Origin of the sequence: Caballeronia sp. LjRoot34, from assembly GCF_964253815.1 — a bacterium.
GTDB lineage: Bacteria > Pseudomonadota > Gammaproteobacteria > Burkholderiales > Burkholderiaceae > Caballeronia.
On the sequence record NZ_CAXUSB020000001.1, the window covers coordinates 604,367 to 625,673 of the forward strand.

Here is a 21,307-nt window from a genome sequence, read left to right on the forward strand (position 1 = left end):
CGGTGGGCCGGCGCGTGGTCGAAGCGGACCGGAAAAATGCACCGGCCGGAGGGCTAAAACGTTGAATTTTAGCGGGAATGAGGGGCTTGTGCGACTTTCCAGGGATGACCGGCGGACTCATCGGCCATTCGGCCGGTAAAAACGGGGATTATCCGCCGAGCCGTTTCCTCATCGGCACACAATCCATGGTCAGGCCGCGTGGCGAATGGTACGGCGCGATTTCATCGCCGTGGAAACCGAGCGCGCGATAAAACGGCGCGGCGTTCAGCGTGGAGTCGAGCTTGAGTTCGCGAAGTCCTTCCGAGCGGGCGAGCGTTTCAAGGTGACGCATCATTGCCGCGCCGATGCCGCGTTTCATATACGCCGGATGGACAAAAATCGCATCGATTTTGCCGGTCGCGAGGTTGATCATGCCGGTGCCCGCCACGTGCTCGTCAATGACGGCCACGAGGAAACGCGCTTCGACGGCATCGGCGAATGCTGTCGAGGTCGTACCGCCCGTCCATTCTTCGAGCTGATCCAGCGGATACGCCCCCGCGCATTCATTCATCACGGCGGCGCGGCGGATGTCCCACGCGGCGTCCGCGTCTGCCCGCACAGCTTTGCGGATGATGAACCGGGCGGGTTCAGGATTTTCCGATGCCATTGTCGTCAGGTTTGTTGCGCCCATTCCTGCCCGGCGCGAACGCAAATCCGAATGCGAGCAACAACAGCGACACCAGGATCACGGTCATGTTGCCGCTCGTGACATAGGGCGTACGGCCGGATGTGCCCTGCACGATGGCATCAAGAGAACCGACTGTGTACACGGGCAACCGTCCTACTACAGCGCCATTCGCCGCGATCACCGCGGTGATGCCCGTGTTGGTCGAGCGCAGCATTGGACGGCCGGTTTCGATCGAACGCATGCGGGCCATTTGCAAATGCTGATCCAACGCAATGGTGTTGCCGAACCACGCAAGATTCGTCGAGTTCACCAGAATGCCCGCGGGCGCTTCCTGTTCGCGAATCGTCCGCGCTATCTCTTCGCCGAAAATATCTTCGTAGCAGATATCGACGGCAATCGGCTGGTTGTGTACGAAGAACGATTTCTGCACCGGCGGGCCGCGCCCGAGATCGCCGAGCGGAATGCCCATGAGCGCCACGAACCAGTGGAAACCCGTCGGCACGAATTCGCCGAATGGCACGAGATGATGTTTGTCATAGCGGTACACGTCCCGCTGATTCGGCGTGATGCCGAACAGGCTGTTCGTGTAGCCGGTGATGCGTCCTTCCGAAGCCGTCACGCCGATAGCGCCAAACAGAATGGAGGAGTTGGTTGTATCGGAGAAAGTGCGCAGCGCAAGCGCCAAATCCGGCGGCACCTGGACGGCAAGAATGGGCAACGCGGTTTCCGGCGTGACAATAAGATCCGCAGGCTTCTCGGTGATCAGCTTTTTATACAGCGCCAGCGATTGATCAACGCCGTCCTGCTCGAACTTCATCTCCTGCTTGACGTTGCCTTGCAGCAGCCTGACGGTAAGCGGCGCGTTTGCCGGGATCGTCCATTCGACCAGCGACAACAACATGCCGGACGCAAGCAACCCCACCGCCACGATGAACGGCGCAAGTCGCGCAGCCTTGGACGTTTCAGCCGCTGAGTTGCGCCGAAAGCCATAGAACCCCTGCACGAGCAGCGCCGCCACAAGCCCGAGCACCCAGCCAACGCCATACACGCCCGCGACCGATCCGAACCCCGCCAGGGGGCCATCGACTTGCGCATACCCGCTGGCAAGCCACGGGAAGCCGGTGAACACAAGGCCGCGCAACCACTCGCCCAGCGCCCACGCGCTCGCAAAGGCAAACGCGCCGTGCCAGGTCGGCACGAAGCGCGGTTCATCGGCTGGCACGGTAGCAGAGGAGCCCGTGTCGTCCTCATTGTCTTCATATCGCGCACGACCCGCGCACAGCGACCAGACCACGCCCGCCAACGCCGGATAGATCGCGAGATACATTGAAAACAACGCGACGGCCGCAGCCGCCAGCGGCGCCGCCATGCCGCCGTAGTCGTGCATGCTGACATACAGCCACCACACACCCGTCACGAAGTTGCCGAATCCAAATGCCCAGCCCGTCAAGGCCGCGCTTTTCCAGCCATTGGTGCGCGTAAGCCACGCGAAGAACAGCGTGAAAATCACCAGTTCGACCCAACCGCCGTGCGGCGTAGGTGCGAACGAAAGCGTATTCGCGGCGCCCAGCACGGCCGCGACGAGGTAATGCCAGAACGGCAAGGACTGAGCCGTGCCGGCGCGTTTTTCAGCGGGCATCGGCCGGGAGCTGCGCCGTGAGGTAACAGGAGACGAAGAGTCGGCCATGGATTACGGGTCGGCAGAAAGTAAGCGAATGACAGAGCGTGACCGGCGCTCGTCATGTCACGAAAAAGGCGCAAAACGCCTGCATAGCCGACACACCACCGGCCACTGACGCGTAGTGTGAACAGTCAGTGTTACAGGCTTGAGCAAGTCAGGGCCGCTCAGTGTGTGTGGCGTTCCGACGCGTTCTCTATTTTGATCAAGCGAAAGTAATCGCGTTCAATCGCGTTCGTCGTCGTGGTCGCGCCGCGAATTCCCGTCGAGCAGGTTCGTATTCGGCGCGCGCCGTACGCGCAGCACGTGGATCTGGCGAGCGTCGCCGCGCAGAATCTCGAACACGAACTCGTCAATCCGCACCTTCTCTCCACGATGCGGCACACGTCCGAACCGGTGCGTGACCAGCCCGCCGATGGTGTCGACTTCGTCGTCGGAGTAATGGGTGCCGAACTGTTCGTTGAACTGCTCGATGCCGGTCAGGGCACGCACACGATGCGCTCCATCGGGTGTCGCAATGATGTTGCCGGCTTCTTCGTCGAAGTCGTACTCGTCTTCAATGTCACCAACAATCTGTTCCAGCACGTCTTCAATCGTGATCAGTCCCGCCACGCCGCCGTATTCATCGACGACGATGGCAATGTGATTCCGGTTCACGCGGAAATCGTGCAGCAAGACGTTCAGGCGTTTCGATTCGGGGATGAACACGGCGGGGCGAAGCATGCCGCGGACATCGAATTCTTCTTCGTGGTAATAGCGCAGCAAGTCTTTTGCAAGCAGCACGCCGATCACGTTGTCACGGTTGCTTTCGAATACCGGATAGCGCGAGTGCGCTTTTTCGAGCATGAACGGAATGAACTGCTCGGGCGTTTCGGCAATGTTGATGGCGTCCATCTGGGCACGCGGAATCATGATGTCGCGCGCGCAGAGTTCCGAAACCTGGAACACGCCTTCAATCATGGAGAGCGAATCTGCATCGAGCAGATTGCGTTCGTGGGCGTCCTGAAGGACTTCCAGCAATTCGTCGCGCGATTCAGGTTCGTGCGAGATGAAATCGGTCAGGCGCTCAAGCAGCGTGCGCTTTTCCGGCGGTTTGTCGGTGTGTCGTCGACTGGGATAGGCGTCGTTCATAGTGGGGCGCCCGGAGTGTTCCGGACGCGAAATTACGGAGCGTTAAGAATACACCAAGGAAAATTCGCGCCAATTCAAGCGGGCACGAAGACGTTCAAATCTCGTAGAAACATCGTAACTGATAAATATCGGCTGAGTATGTCGAGCCGGTGACGTTGGCCGATCGGTCGCAGTTGGGCATATTACTGAGCATTCTCAGCAGGTTCATGCGTGCCTTCATGCGTACCTTCAAGCGTACCTCTAACGTGTCCCGTCACATTCATTCCTGCGACGAATTCACGGAATTCACATTCTGGCAGCGCTGCAACAGCGCTTCGAGCTGCCGGTCGGGCATGCCGCATTCACGTAGTGCGGCGACCGTGCGGCTGACGTAATCAAGCGTGGTGCCGTATCGGCCGGTGGCGCAGCCGAGCACGTGGCGCACCATCGGGTCTGCCAGCTTGCCGGTGTAGGTGGAGGCCTCACGTCGCATCACGAACGCCAGCGCGTCGACACGGCGGCCGTCGACCAGCGTGCACGGCAACCAGGCCACGCGGTACGAGTTCATCGCCATTTCGCGTCGCCACAGCACGTCAAGGTGCGGCTCCGCGCCAACGGCGGCAAGCCGGAACGCCATGCCCGTGCATGAACCGCCGCGATCCAGCGCCAGTACGAGCCCAGGCTGTTCGGGCGTGCCGCGATTCACGCGCGACCACAAATACAGTCCGCGATGATAACCGTGCACCTTGCTGCGCACCGTTTCCACGGCGGGCAAGCCCGGGTTCCAGATCAGCGATCCATAGCCGAACAGCCAGAGATCCGTCTTGCGATCCCAGTGCGCCAATGCTTTTTCACGCGACGCCGCAAGTTCTTCATCGGTGAGAAGACGCGACTCCTCGAACACCGGCGGATAGTCGTCGGGAGTCTGCGCAGGCAGTTCCTTCAGCAGTTCGGGGAGCGGGGAAGGGTCGTCAGTCACGGCTTAGTTCGGCGGCAACGGCAAGTAAGGATCGGTGAAACCCAGCTTTTGCATGATGCCGGTTTCGATCGATTCCATTTCCTCCGCTTCCGCCGAATCTTCATGATCGTAGCCCTGGGCGTGCAGCGTACCGTGCACGATCAGATGCGCATAATGCGCGGCGAGCGGCTTGTTCTGCTCGCGCGCCTCGCGTTCCACTACCGGACAGCACAGCACCAGGTCGCCCGTGACCGGATCGTCTTCCGACTCGGCGTAGGCGAACGTCAGCACGTTAGTGGCGTAGTCCTTCGTCCGATAAGACCGGTTCAGCGTCCGGCCTTCGTCGGTATCGACGAAACGCACGGTCAGTTCCGCGTCCGCGAACAGCGACGCCTTGATCCAGCTGGCGACGGTTGCGCGCGGCAACAGCGCCTTGTGCCCAGGGAAGGCTTTAGCGGCGGGAAACTGCAGCGTCAAGGCAAGTTTGGGCATGCTTATTCAGAGCGATATTTTGCGGCGGCAATCGCGGCCGCCGCGGCATCACGGTCCGACTGCGCGTCGTACGCTTCCACAATGCGCGCGACCAGCGGATGGCGCACCACGTCCACGCTGGTGAACTTCGTCATCGCGATACCGCGCACATCGGCCAGTATGTGTTGCGCTTCGATCAGCCCGCTCCTGTGCCCACGCGGCAAATCGACCTGCGTGGTGTCGCCGGTGACAACGGCCTTCGACCCGAAACCAATTCGCGTCAGGAACATCTTCATCTGCTCGGGCGTGGTGTTCTGCGCTTCGTCCAGAATGATGAACGCATGATTCAGCGTCCGGCCGCGCATGTACGCGAGCGGCGCGATTTCGATCATCTGGCGCTCGAACATTTTCGCGGTTTTATCGAAGCCGAGCAGGTCGTAGAGCGCGTCGTAAAGCGGCCGCAAATACGGATCCACTTTCTGCGCGAGATCGCCCGGCAGGAAACCCAGCCGCTCGCCCGCTTCCACGGCAGGACGCGTCAGCACAATGCGCTTGACCTGATCGCGTTCGAGCGAGTCCACCGCGCAGGCCACCGCCAGATAGGTCTTGCCCGTACCCGCCGGGCCGATGCCAAACGTCACATCGTGCGCAATGATCTGCTTCAGGTATTCCCGCTGCATTGGCGTGCGGCCGCGTAGATCGGCGCGTCGCGTGTACAACTTTGGCCCTGGATCTTCCTCGTCGCCCAGGTCGATGGTCACGTTGGGTTCATCGAAGGGATGATCGGGGTCGCCGCGAAAACGTGGATCGACAGGGTCGGAATTGAGATTGTTCGAAGGCTTATTGACGTTCAACCCGCGCCTCGCCGCATTGCGCGCTTCGACCAGCGCCAGCTGGATGTCGTCCACCGACAACGTGTCCTTCGCGCGATTGTAGAAATTCTCGAGCGCCGCCAGCGCAACTTTCGCGCCGCGCCCGCGGATGGTGATCTTGTGTCCGCGACGCGTGAGCGTCACGTCGAGCGCCTGCTCGATCTGCCGCAAGTTTTCGTCGAGCGGGCCACAGAGGTTGGCGAGCCGCGCGTTGTCTTCGCGCGGTGCGGTGAATTCCATATGCTGCTGAGCGGTCTTCAAGGCGAGAGTCGGGTTCCTGTCGAAGCTGCGGTTTAGTGAGTTGTCGCTGGCGTCATAATCAGTTCGCCGCGCAACGAATGCGGATACGCCACGTTGATTTCCACATCGACCATCTGGCCGATCAGCCGTTTGTGCGATGAGATTGGCGCCGGGAAATTCACCACGCGATTATTCTCCGTGCGCCCGGCGAGTTCGCTCGGGTCTTTGCGCGACGGGCCTTCCACCAGAATGCGCTGCACCGAACCCAGCATGGCGTTGCTGATCTTCGCCACGTTTGCCTCGATGGTCGCCTGCAAATGTTGCAAACGCTTGAGCTTCACTTCGCGCGGGGTGTCGTCGTGCAGGTTTGCCGCGGGCGTGCCGGGACGCGGGCTGTAGATGAACGAGAAACTGGTGTCGTAACTCATTTCGTCGATGAGCTTCATCATCTTCTGGAAGTCATCTTCCGTCTCGCCAGGGAACCCAACAATCATGTCCGTGGACAGCGACAAATCCGGACGAATCGCGCGCAATTTGCGGATCACGGACTTGTATTCGAGCACGGTATAGCCGCGTTTCATGGCCATCAGGATGCGATCGGAACCATGCTGCACCGGCAAGTGCAAGTGGCTCACGAGCTTGGGCACTTTCGCGTAGGTATCGATCAGGCGCTGCGTGAATTCCTTCGGATGCGACGTGGTGTAGCGAATCCGTTCAATGCCCGGGATTTCTGCCACGTATTCAATCAGCGTAGCGAAATCCGCGATGTCCGTGGAATGCTGTGTCACCGGTCCACGATACGCATTCACGTTCTGGCCGAGCATGGTGACTTCGCGCACGCCCTGGTCGGCGAGACCGGCGATTTCGGTCAGCACGTCGTCCAGCGGCCGCGATACTTCTTCGCCGCGCGTGTAGGGCACCACGCAATAGCTGCAGTACTTGCTGCAACCTTCCATGATCGATACAAACGCGCTCGGGCCATCAACGCGAGCCGGCGGCAGATGATCGAATTTTTCGATTTCCGGAAACGAGATATCAACTTGCGCGCGGCCGCTGGAACGCCGTTTCGCGATCATTTCCGGCAGGCGGTGCAAAGTCTGCGGGCCGAACACCAGGTCCACGTACGGAGCGCGGGACACAATAGCCGCGCCTTCCTGGCTTGCCACGCAACCACCCACGCCAATGATCAGGTTCGGGTTCGCTTCCTTCAACTCGCGCACGCGGCCAAGGTCCGAGAAAACCTTTTCCTGCGCTTTTTCGCGCACTGAACACGTGTTGAAGAGAATGACGTCCGCGTCTTCCGGCGTATCCGTCTGGGTGAGGCCATGGGCTGCTCCGAGCACGTCGACCATTTTGTCGGAGTCGTACTCGTTCATCTGGCAGCCAAAGGTCTTTACATACACTTTCTTGGTCATGAATTTCGCCGGTCGCAGTGATTAGTCTGGGGGCGCGGTATTTAATGCGTTGAAGGGATTTACCTATTTCGTTCGTCGGCGTTTGCGCTTGGTTTTAGCGCTGCTTTAGCCCTATTTCGCCTGAAATGGCCGAAATTCGGACGCCGCATCGCTCGACGATTAGCTCGATATTATAGCGTCCGCTCGACTTCGTGACCCTGCTGGCCGGGCGGGTAGGCCAAGTCGCCAAGCAATTCCGCCGTCGCCCGGGCGAAGCGTTCGATCAGGAAATCCAGCAGCACGCGCACCCGCGGCGCCATATACCGGTTGCCGTGGAACACCGCGTGAACCGCCGCTTCGTTCGAACACCAGTCTGCCAGCAAAATTTTCAGCGCGCCGGAGCGGACGTCGGCGGCTATATCCCAGATTGATTTGTGCGCAATACCCTGGCCAGCCAGCGCCCAGGCCCGCGAGAGCGCGCCGTCGTTCGTTTCCCAGGCTTCGTCGAGGGGCACGGTGTGGGTGAAACGCTCGTCGCCGCGGACGAACTGGAACTGATTGAACGTAGCCGTCGATGTCACCAGCACCGTGAACGTGTGCGCGCTGAGATCGGCGGGCATTTTCGGTTCGCCGTGCCGCGCCAGATAGTCCGGCGATGCACACAGCACACGCCGGTTCGGCGCCAGCCGCCGCGCGACCAGATTGCCCTCCGGCGGTTGGTTGAAGCGAATCGCCAGATCAATATCCTCCAGCAGCAGATTCGACACCGAATCCGACAGCGTCAGCGAAAAGCTCACATCCGGATGCAGGTGGCTGAATTCATCGAGCCAATGGCACAGCAGGTTGCGGCCGAAATCCGATGTGGCGGAGATCCGCACTTTGCCGCGTACGAGATTCTGGCCGGCGTGCAGCGCGGCTTCGCCGTCCTCGATAGCCTGCAGCGCAATCCGACAATGCTGCAAATAAAGCCGGCCCTCGTCGGTGAGCCTGAGCTGGCGGGTGGTGCGCTCGAACAGCCGTGCGGTGAGGGATTTCTCCAGCTTGAGCAGCCGGGCGCTGGCCGCCGCCGGAGACAAACCGAGCTTGCGCCCCGCCGCCGACAAACTGCCGAGCGCTGCCGCTTCGGTAAACAGGCGCATATCGCCGAGTCGATCCATCGTCATTCTCAATTTTCTTTTGATAATGCTTCAAATGCTACGCCAATTATCAAAATGTCTCTTCGCGCGCAGAATTTGGTGCGTTGCAGCGTGTGAAGCTGGAAATCATGCCGCCTGAAGTGTCTAAACCTGCCCTGATGAAACTCGATCACGTCACCATCGTCGCGCCCGATTGCGAGCCGATCCGCCATTTTCTCGTCGATATAGCCGGCATGAAAGTCGGTCCGCGCCCGCCGTTCGGCATAGGCGGGTACTGGCTTTATCTCGACGACGTGCCGGCCGTGCATCTGATCGAGAACGGTTCGGTGCTGGCGTCGCCGCCCGGTGGCCGGGCGGCGACGCGCATCGATCATCTCGCGTTGCGCGTGCAAGGCGCGGCCGAATGGCAGGCGTTGCTCGCGCGTCTGCACGAACACGCGATTCCATTTTCTGAAGCCGACGTTCCGCTCGCCCGCGAACAGCAAGTGTTCGTGCAGCTTGCGCCAGGCGTGGTCATCGAATTCGTGACGTCGGCTTCGTCACCATCGTCACCATCCTCACCCTCCGCATTCTCAAACTAAGGGGATTTCCATGCCTATTCCACTTCTGGCGCTCGCGATCAGCGCGTTTGCCATCGGTACAACCGAGTTCGTGATCATGGGGCTGCTGCCCGACGTGGCCCGCGATCTGGCTGTATCGATTCCATCGGCGGGTTTTCTCGTCACGGGCTACGCGCTGGGCGTAGCCGTGGGCGCGCCGCTGCTCGCCGTGCTGACCGCAAAAATGCCGCGCAAACTCGCGCTGCAATTGCTGATGGGCGTGTTTATCGCCGGTAATGTGCTGTGCGCCGTTGCGCCCGGTTATTCGATGCTCATGGTTGCCCGCGTGGTGACGTCGTTCGCGCACGGCTCGTTTTTCGGCATTGGCGCGGTGGTCGCGGCGTCGCTGGTTCCCCCTGAAAAGCGCGCGAGCGCGATTGCGCTGATGTTCACCGGGCTCACGCTCGCGAACGTGCTCGGCGTGCCGTTCGGGACGTTTATCGGACAGGAATTCGGCTGGCGCTCGACGTTCTGGGTCGTGGCGGCGCTCGGCGTGCTGTCGCTGATCGGCGTGGCCGCGCTCGTGCCGAACAAGCACGATTCGGGACCGTCGAACCTCGGTCACGAACTGCGCGTGCTGAAGGAACCTCAAGTCTGGCTCGCGCTGGCAATGACGGTGCTCGGCTTCGGCGGCGTGTTCGTGGTCTTCACCTACATCGCGCCGATCCTCGAACAGGTCAGCGGATTTTCGCCACACGGCGTCACGTTGGTGCTCGTGTTGTTCGGCGTCGGATTGACGATCGGCAACACGATCGGCGGCAAGCTGGCCGACCGGGCGCTGATGCCTTCGCTGATGGGCATTCTCGTCGCGCTGGCCATCATCATGGCGGTGTTCGCGAAGACCAGCCACAACCAGACGCTGGCGGCCATCACGATCTTTATCTGGGGCATCGCCGCGTTCGCTACCGTACCGCCGCTGCAAACGCGCGTGGTCGAAAAGGCGAAACACGCGCCGAATCTGGCGTCGACGCTGAATATCGGTGCGTTCAACCTGGGCAATGCGGGCGGCGCGTGGCTTGGCGGCGTGGTGCTGCAGCAAGGGCATCCGCTTGATTCGCTGCCGTGGGTGGCGGCCGTGGTGGCCGTGGTCGCGCTTGGCGTGACGTGGTACGCGGCCCGACTCGATCGCGGCGGTCAGGGAGCGAGCGCGGGTGCGGTCGATGCGGTTTGAATCCCTGGGGCGTGCGAGACGGGGGAATATGCGCGCCGATTCAGCGTGCGGCATGCGACGGTACGCGCGCCGATCCGCCCTGCGCGATAGGGCGGCCTCCACGCCGATCTAGCCGGATGTTGACCCGGCGTCCTCAACCGACTAGCGTGTCGTGCGAGCCGCATCCGCGGCTTCTCGCTTCATCACGCTTTTCGACCGAGGTTTTATGGAAGACATCACGCTGCGCCAATGCCTGAAGGGCGCATGGCGCGACGCCGCCTCCGCCGTGCGGCACATGCCGATCGTATTTCTAGTGGCGTTCGTAGCCGTGCTCGCGACGGCAACTGCCGGCTACAAGGCGCAATTTCCCGGCATGGCGGAATCGGGCGGTTCGCTCGCTGCGATGACCGGCAGCAGCGCCGGTCATGCCGCCGGGTTCGGACAGGCGCTGGTTTCTCTTGGCGTCACGTTTGTACAGACATTGATACTCGCCGTGCTGGCCGTGTTCGTGGTCCGCTTCGCGATGAAACTGAGCGCGGAGCCCGCCGAAGCTTCCGCCACCTCCGCGCCCGTACTGCCGTCGGCACGTCTCTGGGACGCCGGTATCCGGCGCTATTTCCTTCTCTGCATCGCGCTGGTTGCCGGTTACGTGGGGGCGACACTCGCGGTCGTTATCGTGTGGATCGGGTTGCGGCTGGCGGGATTGTCCAGCGGCACATCGATGGCCGCGACCGCCACGCTCGCTGTGCTGGCCGTATGCGGCGTGAGTTATGTGTCGGCACGGCTTTCCTTGCTGTTTCCGCACACTGCGGCTGGTGGCCGGATTCAATGGCGCGCCGCCTGGGAGGACACGCGCGGGCACTTCTGGTTTATCACGACGGCCGCCGTGCTCGCGATCCTGCCTATCATTTGTATTGCGACGGTGTTGACGGTGATCGCGGAAATGCTGGCGACAGCAGGGTCCATCGGCAGCCTGACGATGGGTTTGATGGTCGTGCAAAGCGTAGGCACGCTGCTTTATACGGCAACGGGCGCAACCTGCTCGGTCTGGCTGTACAGGAAGTTCGCGGCGATTTTGAGAGAGGAATCTGTGTGATTTTGTGGTGGCGGCGTTTGTTTCTCCACGTTTGCATGACAGCGGTTTGAAACGCGTGAACGGGCGCTGCGGTGGCTGAGTTGCCCTTTTGCCGGACGCGGTTGTTTCCAGCTTGCCACGATGCCCAAACGCAAAACGCGGCCCTTCAACTCAGGGCCGCGTTTTTCATGGCTCTCGATACTACGTCGAACGGAGCCGCACGCCGTTAAGCCGCTTCTTCTATCGGTTCGCGCGCGGCGGCGAGCGCCATGCGGAAATCGGCGAGTTCGGCGATGGTCAGCACCGGAATGTTGCGCTCCTTAACAAATGCATCGATCTGCGCGCCGCGCGCCATCGTGCCATCCGGATTCATCAGTTCGCATAGCACGCCAGCCGGCTTCAACCCGGCGAGGATCGTCAGATCGACGGTTCCTTCCGTATGACCCCGCCGGGTCAGCACGCCGCCCGGCTGTGCGCGCAACGGGAACACATGGCCGGGACTTACGATGTCGCCAGCCTTGACGTTATCGGCGATCGCGGCGCGGATCGTGGTCAACCGGTCAATGGCTGATACGCCCGTCGTCACGCCCTCGCGTGCTTCTATAGACACCGTGAATGCCGTGCCGTATTTGCTGCCGTTGTCGGCGACCATCGGCGGCAGGTGGAGCGCGCGAACGGTCTCGTCCGGGAGGCACAGGCACACGATGCCGCTGCACTCGCGGATCATCAGCGCCATGCCTTCGACGTCGAGCTTTTCAGCCGCGTAAATGAGGTCGGCTTCGTTCTCGCGATCGTCGTCGTCGAGCAGGGCGACCGCGCGGCCTTCGCGCAACGCTTGCAGGGCCGCGGCAACTCGGGGAGGGATGACAACGGAAGCGTCGCCTGCGCGAAGTTGCGCAAGATCAGCAAAGGCGGTGGCGGGGGAGGTGAAGCTGGACACTGAGTCGAACATGGGTGAAACGCTCTCGCAAAAGAAATGGGGCGAAAAACGTTTCAGGGCATTGCAAACAGACAGAACGACACGCGTTTTCAGCGCCATCAATCGACAGCGCCCGTTCGACGCGGACACAAGAACGCCGCGGCAAACACGCGAAACGGACATGACCGTCTGCACATCTTCTCTCATCCGGACTATGACCGTCGGCTCTGGCATCTCACCAGATCTGCTGACCCCGTTACGTGGCTCGCAATGACTTGCAAGCTGCGTTCACGGGCGCTCGCGGGCTCGCGGGAGGCTTCAGCCACTCGCATACCGCCGGTGGGGAATTACACCCCGCCCTGAAGACGTACTGACTTGTCGCTAAACACTTAACAACGCGACTAATTTCAGGATACAACAGACCAGCCGATGTTGCAGTACTGCATGTTTATAGCTTGGACGCAAGCGCGCCTAGCTGGCATCGTCGATACGACGTGAATCGGCCGGAACATGCCAGCGCGGCGGCGTTTCCGCGTTCACCGTGACCTGATAGGCGCGTGCTTCCGTGTTGCCGGGATTGCGCAGCGTGTGGGGCTGATCCGCGTCGAACACAATGGCGTCGCCCGTGGCCAGCAACTGCGCCCGGTCATGCACGCGGATTTCCAGCGTGCCGTCGCTTACAACCAGATTGATCGTGGTGCCGGGCGGGTGCGGACTGCCGGATTCGGCGTGCAGCGGCGCAATGCGTAGTTCGTGGAATTCCGCCGATGCCGGCGCGCTCAGCGGAAACAGCGGCCGGGCCGAAAAGCGTCCATTCGATGTCACGAGGCGCGTTGCCTGCTCGGCCGGCAAATATTCGATGCCATTGGTCGCGTGGCGTCGAAGGAACGCCGCCACCGACACCTTGAGCGCGCTCGCGATCTTGTGCAGCACCTTGATGGACGGCACGCTCCGCCCGGATTCGATCTGTGCCAGCATGGCCCGTGATACGCCCGACGCGCGAGCAAGGGCATCGAGCGAAAGCTGGCGTTCGGCACGCAGCCGCGCCAGGTTCACGCCAACGAGATATTCGAGCGCGTCGTTCGCTTCCTGCGCGTCGGTGTTATGCGTTTGATGAACGTTAGCCGATGCCGCCCGTGTTGCCTCGGCGAGTTCGGCCGGCGCGTGCGCATCGAACGACTCGCGCACGAGTTCCAGCGATGAATAAGCCGGTGCAACCATGATGAGCCTCCAGTCTTTCATTCGTTCAGTCGATAAGACCCGCCCAGCGAAACGGCGCGGGGACAAGTGAAAGCAAGACTAGCATTGGCTTAACGTGGGTCAAACGAAGATATCGTCACACCGTTATCAGGTGCCGCAGGGTAGCTATTCGCGGCGACGCCCGGTTAAACGACCGTGCGAGTGGGCATGAATGAAGCCGCCCGCGGTTCCTTCTCCTGCTTGCTGGATGCGAACCACCCGTCGATCCGGTGAACCACGTCATCCAGTGAACCCGGCTCCAGGTGGAGGCCGAGTTTCGAGCGGCGCCAGAGCACGTCGTCCGCACAGGTTGCCCACTCGTTGTCGCGCATGTAGCGGAGTTCCGCTTCGTAGAGGCCGGGCGCCAAGGCCTCGCCGAGATCGGCGAGCGAGCTTGCATCGCCCAGGAGTTTCTGCGCGCGCGTACCGTAAGCGCGTGCATAACGATGCGCGAGCCCGCCGGGCAGCCAGCGATTGCGCTCCTTGAACGATCTGAGGAAAAGCGCGAAATCGGCATTGGCAATGTCCCCGCCGGGGAGCGGTGCGCCTTCCGTCCAGGGTTTATTCCGGGCCGGCGACTGTAGCGCCTCGCCGAGCTTGTCGACGGCTTCTTCGGCCAGCTTGCGGAACGTGGTGATCTTGCCGCCGAACACCGATAACAACGGCGCTTCGTTCGCGGGCGTGTCGAGTTCGAGCAGGTAATCGCGCGTGACCGCCGACGCGTTCTCCGCGTTTTCGTCCTCGAGCAGGCCGCGCACACCGGCATAGGTCCAGCAGACGTCGGCCGGACTGATGTGTTTCTTGAAGTAGCGATTGATGGAGTCGCAGAGGTACGCGGTTTCTTCCGGGCTGATGGCGACTTTCGACGCGTCGCCGTGATACTCGAGATCCGTCGTCCCGATCAGCGTGTACTCGTGCTCGTACGGAATCGCGAAGATGATGCGTTTGTCCGGATTCTGGAAAATGTAGGCGTGGTCGTGCTCGAAGAGGCGCCGGGTGACGATGTGGCTTCCCTTGACCAGCCGCACGGTGTGGCGTGTGTGCGTGTTGCTGTTGAGTGAATCCTTGAGCAGGTCGCTGACCCACGGGCCGGCAGCGTTCGCGATGGAGCGCGCCCGAATGTCAAAGGTCGCCCCGTGGTTGTCGGCAAGTGTGGCATGCCAAAGACCTTCGCCGCGGCGCGCACTGATCAGGCGCGTGCGCGTCTTGATTACCGCGCCGTGTTCCTGCGCGTCAACGGCGTTGAGCGCGACGAGTCGTGCGTCGTCTACCCAGCCGTCGGAATAGACGAAACCGCGCTTGATCGAGTCGATGAGCGGCGCACCGGCCGGGTGCCGGCGCATGTCAATGCCCCGGGAGCCGGGCAGCAATTCACGGCGCGCGAGGTGATCGTAGAGGAAAAGGCCGGCGCGGATCATCCAGGCGGGGCGCAGGTTGGGCATGTGCGGCATCACGAAACGCAGCGGCCACATGATGTGCGGCGCCGCGCGCAGCAACACCTCACGCTCTTGAAGCGCCTTGCGGACGAGCCGGTATTCACCGTATTCGAGATAACGAAGTCCGCCGTGAATCAGCTTTGTACTCGACGACGACGTGTGTGAAGCCAGGTCGTCCTTTTCGCACAGCATGACGGTGAGGCCACGGCCCGCCGCGTCCCGCGCTATACCCGTGCCATTGACCCCGCCGCCCACCACGAGCACATCATAAAGATTGCCTTGCATCGCTTGTCCGCCCCATGGCCACCAACAGAGAACTCCGTCGGAACATAATAATGTTCGAATTCGAAATTTAACGAACAAAAACGAAAATGTAAAGTCGTCTGAATGGCTAACGCTCGCTATTACGGCGTTTTGCCGGAAAAGTGCAGGTCGTGGTCGTATTTGTTCCCGATCGGGCTCATAGGCCGTCCGGCCGAGTGGCGCGAAGCGGGCCAGCGACCGATACTGTAGACACTGGAGACCAAGGAGTGGACGCAATGCGAAAGATATTGATGGCCGGCGCGCTAGGCGCGCTGATGCTGGGCGGATGCATATCCGCGCCGGATGTTTCGGGATCAAGGGGGGCGCCGTCCCTGGCCGCGCTTCAGTCCATGTGCGGCGGGAGTGCTGTCGATTACGGCACGGACGCACAGGGCGTGTATTCGGCGCTTCTAGACGCTTACGTGGCGCAAAAGCGCGGCAAGTTGCCAAAGGAGCAGTTTTGCGCGTTCCAGGCGGGAATTGCGGGTCAATATACGAGCTTTAGTGCTAGCCGTACGCCGGCGGCGCAAAGCGCGTGGGCTTTGTTCTTCGCAGATCAGCGGGCGCAAGCGCTTAGCTGGCGCGCAGCCGTCGACCCGACATTGCGCGGCTAGTTGGGCCGCTATCTGGTCCGCTACCCGGCTCGCTCATGCAGCCTGATTGGCACGCTGGCGAGGGTGAGCTGACTGCAGAGCAGATTTACGAATACCGTTTGATTGCTTTGATCGTGGAGTCGCCGGAAGCCGTCAGGCTCCACAACTGGCGTCCAGACGCAAGATTTTCCAACTGGACAAGCTGGCGTTCGAGCAGGGCGTCGAGTTCGTCGCGCACCATGTCCATCTGATGGGGCGCGTCTTGCAACAGGAGCAGCGTGGCAAATTCATGCGGGCTGAGCATCGTGTTCTCCATGACGATCGAACGGCACTTTATCCGGTCGGTGACCGGCATCCGTGCTTGGGAACGTTGGGCGAGGCTGGAACTTCATGTCCGGCAGACGCATGCTGCATAGCGTGGCTGGCAGCGCCGAAAAGCGGCGCTTCGTTGCCGGGGATTTGATTGTAGGCAAGTGCCGGACGAGTGCCAAACGCTTGCGGAAAATATTGGGTTTGACTTTTCAGGGGCGTGAAAGCGGTTCGGCGGACAGGCGGAATCGTAGAAATTACATGAGGTTCGTGCCGCAGTGCACACAGGCGGTGCAGCGTGTGCGGGCTGGCCGTTACTCCGCTATGAACACCTGCGTGTTTGCCTCGGCGAGCGTTTGAGCCATGTCGGGTGGCGCGGGGGCATCGGTGAAAAGCGCGTCGATCTGGCTCAGATGACCGAGCCGGACGAGCGCAGGGCGGCCGAATTTCGAATGGTCAGCGGCGAGGAACACCGTGCGGGCGTGTTTGATGATCGCTTCGGCCACGCGGACTTCGCGGGTATCGAAATCGCGCAGCGTGCCGTCGGTTTCAATGCTCGACGCCCCAATGATCGCGAAGTCCACCTTGAACTGGCGAATGAAGTCGATCGCCAGCTCGCCCACAATGCCTTTGTCCCATGGCCGCACAATCCCCCCGGTGATCAGCACCTCGCATTCGGGGTAACCGCTCATCATGCTCGCCACGTTGAGATTGTTCGTGATTACGTGCAAGCCGCGATGCCGGTTCAACGCCCGGGCGACTTCCTCAGTCGTCGTGCCCAGGTTGATGAAGAGCGACGCCTGATCGGGAATGTGCTGGGCAACCAGCGCGGCTATGCGGCGCTTTTCGTCGTGGAACATGCGCTGGCGCGCGGTGTACGAGACGTTCTCCGAACTGGTCGGGAGGCTCGCGCCACCGTGATAGCGGCGCAGCAGGTTCATGTCGGAGAGCCAGTTGACGTCGCGGCGAATGGTCTGCGGCGTGACGTCGAAATGCGTGGCCAGGTCCTCTACCGTCACGAAGCCATCGCGTTGCACCCAGTCGAGCAGCTCTTGCTGTCGTGCGTTCAAGGTGATGCGGGGATCTCGTGTCATGGCGTCGAAGAGTGCGCTTGATTGTCGTGAGGTGGCCCGTATTGTAAGGGAAAGGCCCGGCAGGACGGCAATGCCCGATCACCCGCGTTGCCTTTGGATATCGCTGTCCGAGAGCCGGGATGCAAGCGCGCCAACGAGCCTTGCCGGTGCTGTTTAGGGCTCGGGCGGCACATTGAGAGCGACAAGTTCGTTACCACGCGTTACGTCGATTACGCCGATTAGGCCGCGCCGCAACCGCGAACGGTTTGGGGTGAAGCCGCTCCCGCATGATCCACACGTGTACATATCCGCATGACCCCATGTCCGCACGGGCCGTACGGATTGCATGCTTCGCGTTCTGCGCAGCAACTCGTCAGGATGGCAAAATAGATGCTGTCGAGTCTGAATGCGGGTTAGCGGCCGGGACTCTACCGCGCTGTGTGCGGATTCAACAGGCAAATCGATCGGCCAAAACGCTATTGCTGAATCGTCTTTTAGCGGCTTGCCGAAATACGTCTGTAAGGGAATGGGAATCAAGCATTGCGTGCGTTATCGCAACGCGATCCGGCGCGGTACGATTTATGCTGATTTGTGCGGTATCCGGAACTGACATGTGGTTCTAACGGTCTGTGTTCGTGTCTGCAGCTTCGTTGCAACCCGGCTAAGATGCAGGCTCCAAGTCTTTAACCACATGAGGACGCCGCGACGTTACGTTCACGGCGTCGCCTGATTTTCGGCCGGTTTGGCTGACGGCGCGTTCAGTACAGCTTTGGGAGCGCGATTTTTATGCACACTGACAGTACCCATGTGATGCCTTGGCGGATCGAAGATATCGACCTGTCCCGGATCGACCGGCGTAAAGCGGCATCCAATGAACACCTTCTCCTGTTGCTATGCGCGGCCTCGTTCATTGAGAGCGGGACCGATCTTTATACGAGCAACCTGAGTACGTATTTCAACGACGACCCCGAAGTTTCCGACTGGCTCAACAACGAGTGGGAACCGGAAGAAATGCAGCATGGCCGGGCGTTGAAAACGTATATCCATCATGTGTGGCCGGAGTTCGACTGGGACACGGCGTTCAAGAATTTCTTCGCCGAATACTCGCTGACCTGTTCGGTCGAGGACTTCGAAAAAACGCGTGCGCTGGAAATGGTCGCGCGTTGTGTCGTTGAAACCGGGACGGCCACGCTGTATCGGGCAATCAATGAGTGCTCGGACGACCCGGTTCTCAAGCAACTGACGGACAATATCCGTACAGACGAAGTCCGCCATTACAAGCACTTCTTTCGCTTCTTCAAGAAGTACAACAAGATCGAAGGCAACGGTCGCTTCGCCGTTCTCGGCGCGTTGCTGCGTCGTGTAATGGAAATCAAGAATGAGGATTCCGAGATCGCGCTGCGCCATGTATTTGCGATCCGCTACCCGGAGCGCGCAAATGACACCGCGCACAATCGGGAGTTGGCGGCGCGGGTGAATGCGCTGGTCCGGCGCAATTTGTCGGCTGATATGTGCGTGAAAATGCTGCTCAAGCCGCTCGATCTGCCGGCCCGAATTCAGCCCAGCGTGCACTATCCGCTCGCGAAGATCACGCAGCACGTGTTCTTCCGGTAGGCCCAGCCGGCGTTTGCATCGAACAGTTTGCTACGCTTTAATCTGTTCGGGTCGAATTCCCCGCTGCTTGCAGCGTAAGCGATCTTTGCCGTGTTCGTCGGGGCACTGCGGAGCCAGAGCCGAGGCGCGAAGCGTACGAGTCTCTGTGTAGCAATACCGCGCTGCTTGCGGCGGGGAAGCTTATTCGATGGCCCGCTTTCGCGGGCCATCGTCTTTTCACGGAGATCCGCATGACCGCTTCCACCGCGTCCGCCGCACCCGGCCTCGAGCACGGCACGTTTGACGAATGGCCTGCCGAATTGCGGACCTTGTTCGACGGCACGTCGATCGAGACGAAAACGGGCTTCACGGCGTCGTTGCTCGCAGCCGATGACGGCCGCGTGCGGACATCGCTGCTGAGCGTCGGCGAGTTGTTCGCGCCGGATCCGGGCACGTTGTGTTTTTCGTTGTGGCCGCAGTCGAGGGCGGCGCGGTTGGTGTCGAAGACGGGTAACGCCACACTGACCTTCGTCTTCGATGAGGCCTTCTTCCAGGTACAGCTTCAGGCGCGAATTGCGCCGTTGGAGGGTTCGCCGGTCACGTGTTTTATCGCGACGATAGAAAGCGGGGAATGGCAGAAAGTGCCTTACGCGCGGCTCGTGCAGGGCATTGGGTTCGAGTTTGCTCAGGGGCAGGGGGACGCGGTGCTGGCCCGCTGGCGAGAACAAATCGATGTGCTGAAGCGTGCGGCGAGCGCCGCTGCCTGAAATAAAAAAGCGGAGCCGAGGCTCCGCTTTTTTATCGAACGCAGTGTGGGGCGGTTGCCCGCAAAAGAGTTCCATTTGACTTTCCGCCGCCATAGCGAAGCCGAAAGCAACCGCCTTCCCTCAAGCGAAGAAGGCGCGGGCGAGCTTCCCACCCGCACCCACATCGCGCTATTTAACGCCCGCGTTGTCCCGTGCGGGGCGTATCGCGTCGACCTGCACCGCCGCCGCCTTCGCTGCGCGGCTTGCCGCCGAGCAGCGCAGCGCCGGGCGGCCGTGAGCCTTCCGGCTTGCGCGGCGCGGCGCCATTACCACCGGTTTTCGCCGCAACGGGTTTCGGCGAGCGCGAACCGTAGCCACCGCCGTTGCCACCATTACCACCACCGCCATTGCCATTGCCGTTACCAGCCGGCTTGGCCGACGGCCGGCCGCCGCCGTTCGACTGCTTCGGCGCGCCCTGACGCGGTGCGCCTTGACCTTGACGCGGTGCGCCTTGACCCTGACGCGCACCGCCGCCGCCCTGGCTGCGTCGGAGAATCGGTTCCGGCTTCTGCGTCAGATCCGGTTCAAAGCCCGCGATGACCTCTTGCGGAATTGGCCGCTTGATCAGGCGTTCGATGTCCTTCAGCAACTGATGTTCATCGACGCAAACCAGCGACAGCGCCTCACCCGTTGCCCCGGCGCGCCCGGTACGGCCGATCCGGTGAACATAATCCTCCGGCACGTTCGGCAGATCGAAGTTGACGACGTGCGGCAACTGGTCGATATCGATACCGCGCGCCGCAATATCCGTCGCCACCAGCACTTGCAGCGTGTTGTCCTTGAACTCAGCCAACGCACGCGTACGCGCCGACTGACTCTTATTACCGTGAATGGCCAGCGCGCTGATGCCGTCCTTCGTCAATTGTTCGGCGAGCCGGTTCGCGCCATGCTTCGTGCGCGTGAAAACCAGCACCTGGAACCAGTTGTTCTTTTGAATCAAATGCGTGAGCAACTCGCGCTTCTTGTCGCGATCGACGGGATGAATCTTCTGCGCGATAGCTTCGACAGTCGAATTCCGACGCGCCACTTCAATCAGCGCCGGGCGGTCGAGCAGGTTGTCCGCAAGCGTCTTGATTTCTTCGGAGAACGTAGCCGAGAACAGCAGGTTCTGGCGCTTCGGCGGCAACTTGGCCAGCACGCGCTTGATGTCGTGGATAAACCCCATGTCGAGCATGCGGTCGGCTTCATCGAGCACGAGAATCTCGAGCTTCGACAAATCGATGGTCTTCTGCTGCATGTGATCGAGCAACCGGCCCGGCGTTGCCACGACAATATCCACGCCGCGTCGCAGTGCATCGATTTGCGGATTGATGCCCACGCCGCCGAACATCACGGTCGATTTCAGTTTCAAATACTTGCCGTAGCCGCGCACGCTTTCTTCCACCTGGGCGGCGAGTTCGCGCGTAGGGGTGAGGATCAGCGCGCGGACCGGGCGCTTGGCACCGGCCAAAGGTGCAGGCGCTTCTGACAAACGTTGCAGGATAGGCAGCGTAAAGCCCGCTGTCTTGCCCGTGCCGGTTTGCGCGCCTGCGAGCAGGTCACCGCCGTTCAGCACAGCCGGAATGGCTTGCAACTGGATGGGAGTAGGGATGGTGTAGCCGAGTTCGTTGACAGCGCGAAGCAAGGGTTCGGACAAGCCGAGGGAATCAAAAGACATAAGTGTTCACAGATTCGGTATGACGACCG

20 protein-coding genes and 1 riboswitch are annotated in these 21,307 nt (G+C 61.1%); of the genes, 6 read left to right on the top strand and 14 right to left on the bottom strand.

The features are described 5' to 3' along the window. Window positions 1-148 precede the first annotated feature (148 nt). The 8 genes from ACSQ36_RS02630 to ACSQ36_RS02665 form a co-directional block, all read right to left on the bottom strand. Window positions 149-646, bottom strand: a complete 498-nt coding sequence (locus tag ACSQ36_RS02630; RefSeq protein WP_436180808.1) for a GNAT family N-acetyltransferase — start codon at window positions 644-646, stop codon at window positions 149-151. Further along, window positions 627-2,354: an apolipoprotein N-acyltransferase gene (gene lnt, locus ACSQ36_RS02635; RefSeq protein WP_436180809.1), complete on the bottom strand. Its 1,728-nt coding sequence runs from the start codon at window positions 2,352-2,354 to the stop codon at window positions 627-629. The genes ACSQ36_RS02630 and lnt overlap by 20 nt, the downstream gene beginning before the upstream one ends. Window positions 2,355-2,570: 216 nt before the next feature. Next, window positions 2,571-3,476 (bottom strand): HlyC/CorC family transporter, encoded by a 906-nt coding sequence (locus tag ACSQ36_RS02640; RefSeq protein ID WP_213767598.1) that lies wholly within the window; start codon window positions 3,474-3,476, stop codon window positions 2,571-2,573. A gap of 259 nt (window positions 3,477-3,735) precedes the next feature. After that, window positions 3,736-4,404 carry a gamma-glutamylcyclotransferase gene (locus ACSQ36_RS02645; RefSeq protein ID WP_436183071.1) on the bottom strand — a complete coding sequence of 223 codons (669 nt, stop codon included), beginning with the start codon at window positions 4,402-4,404 and terminating at the stop codon, window positions 3,736-3,738. 33 nt (window positions 4,405-4,437) lie between these two features. Next, window positions 4,438-4,905 (bottom strand): rRNA maturation RNase YbeY, encoded by a 468-nt coding sequence (gene ybeY / locus ACSQ36_RS02650; RefSeq protein ID WP_436180810.1) that lies wholly within the window; start codon window positions 4,903-4,905, stop codon window positions 4,438-4,440. 2 nt (window positions 4,906-4,907) lie between these two features. Continuing rightward, window positions 4,908-6,017, bottom strand: a complete 1,110-nt coding sequence (locus ACSQ36_RS02655; protein WP_213767599.1) for a PhoH family protein — start codon at window positions 6,015-6,017, stop codon at window positions 4,908-4,910. Between the two features lie 32 nt (window positions 6,018-6,049). Further along, window positions 6,050-7,411: a tRNA (N6-isopentenyl adenosine(37)-C2)-methylthiotransferase MiaB gene (gene miaB / locus ACSQ36_RS02660; protein WP_213767600.1), complete on the bottom strand. Its 1,362-nt coding sequence runs from the start codon at window positions 7,409-7,411 to the stop codon at window positions 6,050-6,052. A 170-nt stretch (window positions 7,412-7,581) separates the two neighbouring features. Continuing rightward, window positions 7,582-8,547, bottom strand: a complete 966-nt coding sequence (locus tag ACSQ36_RS02665; RefSeq protein WP_436180811.1) for a LysR family transcriptional regulator — start codon at window positions 8,545-8,547, stop codon at window positions 7,582-7,584. A gap of 119 nt (window positions 8,548-8,666) precedes the next feature. On the opposite strand from ACSQ36_RS02665, the gene ACSQ36_RS02670 reads away from it, so the two are divergent. The 3 genes from ACSQ36_RS02670 (at window position 8,667) to ACSQ36_RS02680 (ending at window position 11,371) form a co-directional block, all read left to right on the top strand. Beyond that, window positions 8,667-9,107, top strand: a complete 441-nt coding sequence (locus ACSQ36_RS02670) for a VOC family protein (protein WP_436180812.1) — start codon at window positions 8,667-8,669, stop codon at window positions 9,105-9,107. Between the two features lie 10 nt (window positions 9,108-9,117). Beyond that, entirely contained in the window at window positions 9,118-10,296 is a 1,179-nt protein-coding gene (locus ACSQ36_RS02675) for an MFS transporter (RefSeq protein ID WP_436180813.1), read from the top strand. Between the two features lie 205 nt (window positions 10,297-10,501). Further along, entirely contained in the window at window positions 10,502-11,371 is an 870-nt protein-coding gene (locus tag ACSQ36_RS02680; protein WP_436180814.1) for a hypothetical protein, read from the top strand. Between the two features lie 205 nt (window positions 11,372-11,576). Here the strand turns inward: ACSQ36_RS02680 and ribB are convergent, their stop codons facing one another. From ribB to glpD, 3 genes are all read right to left on the bottom strand, one after another. Then, entirely contained in the window at window positions 11,577-12,302 is a 726-nt protein-coding gene (gene ribB, locus ACSQ36_RS02685) for a 3,4-dihydroxy-2-butanone-4-phosphate synthase (RefSeq protein WP_436180815.1), read from the bottom strand. 158 nt (window positions 12,303-12,460) lie between these two features. After that, window positions 12,461-12,640, bottom strand: a riboswitch (FMN riboswitch). A 100-nt stretch (window positions 12,641-12,740) separates the two neighbouring features. Then, complete coding sequence (locus ACSQ36_RS02690; protein ID WP_213767605.1) at window positions 12,741-13,490, bottom strand: helix-turn-helix domain-containing protein; 750 nt, start codon at window positions 13,488-13,490, stop codon at window positions 12,741-12,743. A 164-nt stretch (window positions 13,491-13,654) separates the two neighbouring features. Further along, window positions 13,655-15,229 carry a glycerol-3-phosphate dehydrogenase gene (glpD, locus tag ACSQ36_RS02695; RefSeq protein WP_436180816.1) on the bottom strand — a complete coding sequence of 525 codons (1,575 nt, stop codon included), beginning with the start codon at window positions 15,227-15,229 and terminating at the stop codon, window positions 13,655-13,657. Window positions 15,230-15,483: 254 nt separating this feature from the next. Between glpD and ACSQ36_RS02700 the strand changes: the two genes are divergently transcribed. After that, a complete protein-coding gene (locus ACSQ36_RS02700) occupies window positions 15,484-15,861 on the top strand; it encodes a hypothetical protein (RefSeq protein ID WP_436180817.1) in 378 nt (125 codons plus the stop codon). An 85-nt stretch (window positions 15,862-15,946) separates the two neighbouring features. Here the strand turns inward: ACSQ36_RS02700 and ACSQ36_RS02705 are convergent, their stop codons facing one another. After that, entirely contained in the window at window positions 15,947-16,144 is a 198-nt protein-coding gene (locus tag ACSQ36_RS02705; RefSeq protein ID WP_031359543.1) for a hypothetical protein, read from the bottom strand. 319 nt (window positions 16,145-16,463) lie between these two features. Further along, window positions 16,464-17,243, bottom strand: coding sequence for a DeoR/GlpR family DNA-binding transcription regulator (locus ACSQ36_RS02710; RefSeq protein WP_213767608.1), 780 nt, complete (start codon window positions 17,241-17,243; stop codon window positions 16,464-16,466). 765 nt (window positions 17,244-18,008) lie between these two features. On the opposite strand from ACSQ36_RS02710, the gene ACSQ36_RS02715 reads away from it, so the two are divergent. Together ACSQ36_RS02715 and ACSQ36_RS02720 are read left to right on the top strand one after the other, a co-directional pair. Continuing rightward, window positions 18,009-18,836, top strand: coding sequence for a ferritin-like domain-containing protein (locus tag ACSQ36_RS02715; protein WP_213767609.1), 828 nt, complete (start codon window positions 18,009-18,011; stop codon window positions 18,834-18,836). A gap of 230 nt (window positions 18,837-19,066) precedes the next feature. Then, window positions 19,067-19,582, top strand: coding sequence for a hypothetical protein (locus ACSQ36_RS02720; RefSeq protein ID WP_436180818.1), 516 nt, complete (start codon window positions 19,067-19,069; stop codon window positions 19,580-19,582). A 172-nt stretch (window positions 19,583-19,754) separates the two neighbouring features. On the opposite strand, the gene ACSQ36_RS02725 is transcribed toward ACSQ36_RS02720, so the two are convergent. After that, on the bottom strand, window positions 19,755-21,278 hold the full coding sequence (locus ACSQ36_RS02725; protein WP_436180819.1) for a DEAD/DEAH box helicase: 1,524 nt from the start codon (window positions 21,276-21,278) through the stop codon (window positions 19,755-19,757). Window positions 21,279-21,307 lie beyond the last annotated feature (29 nt).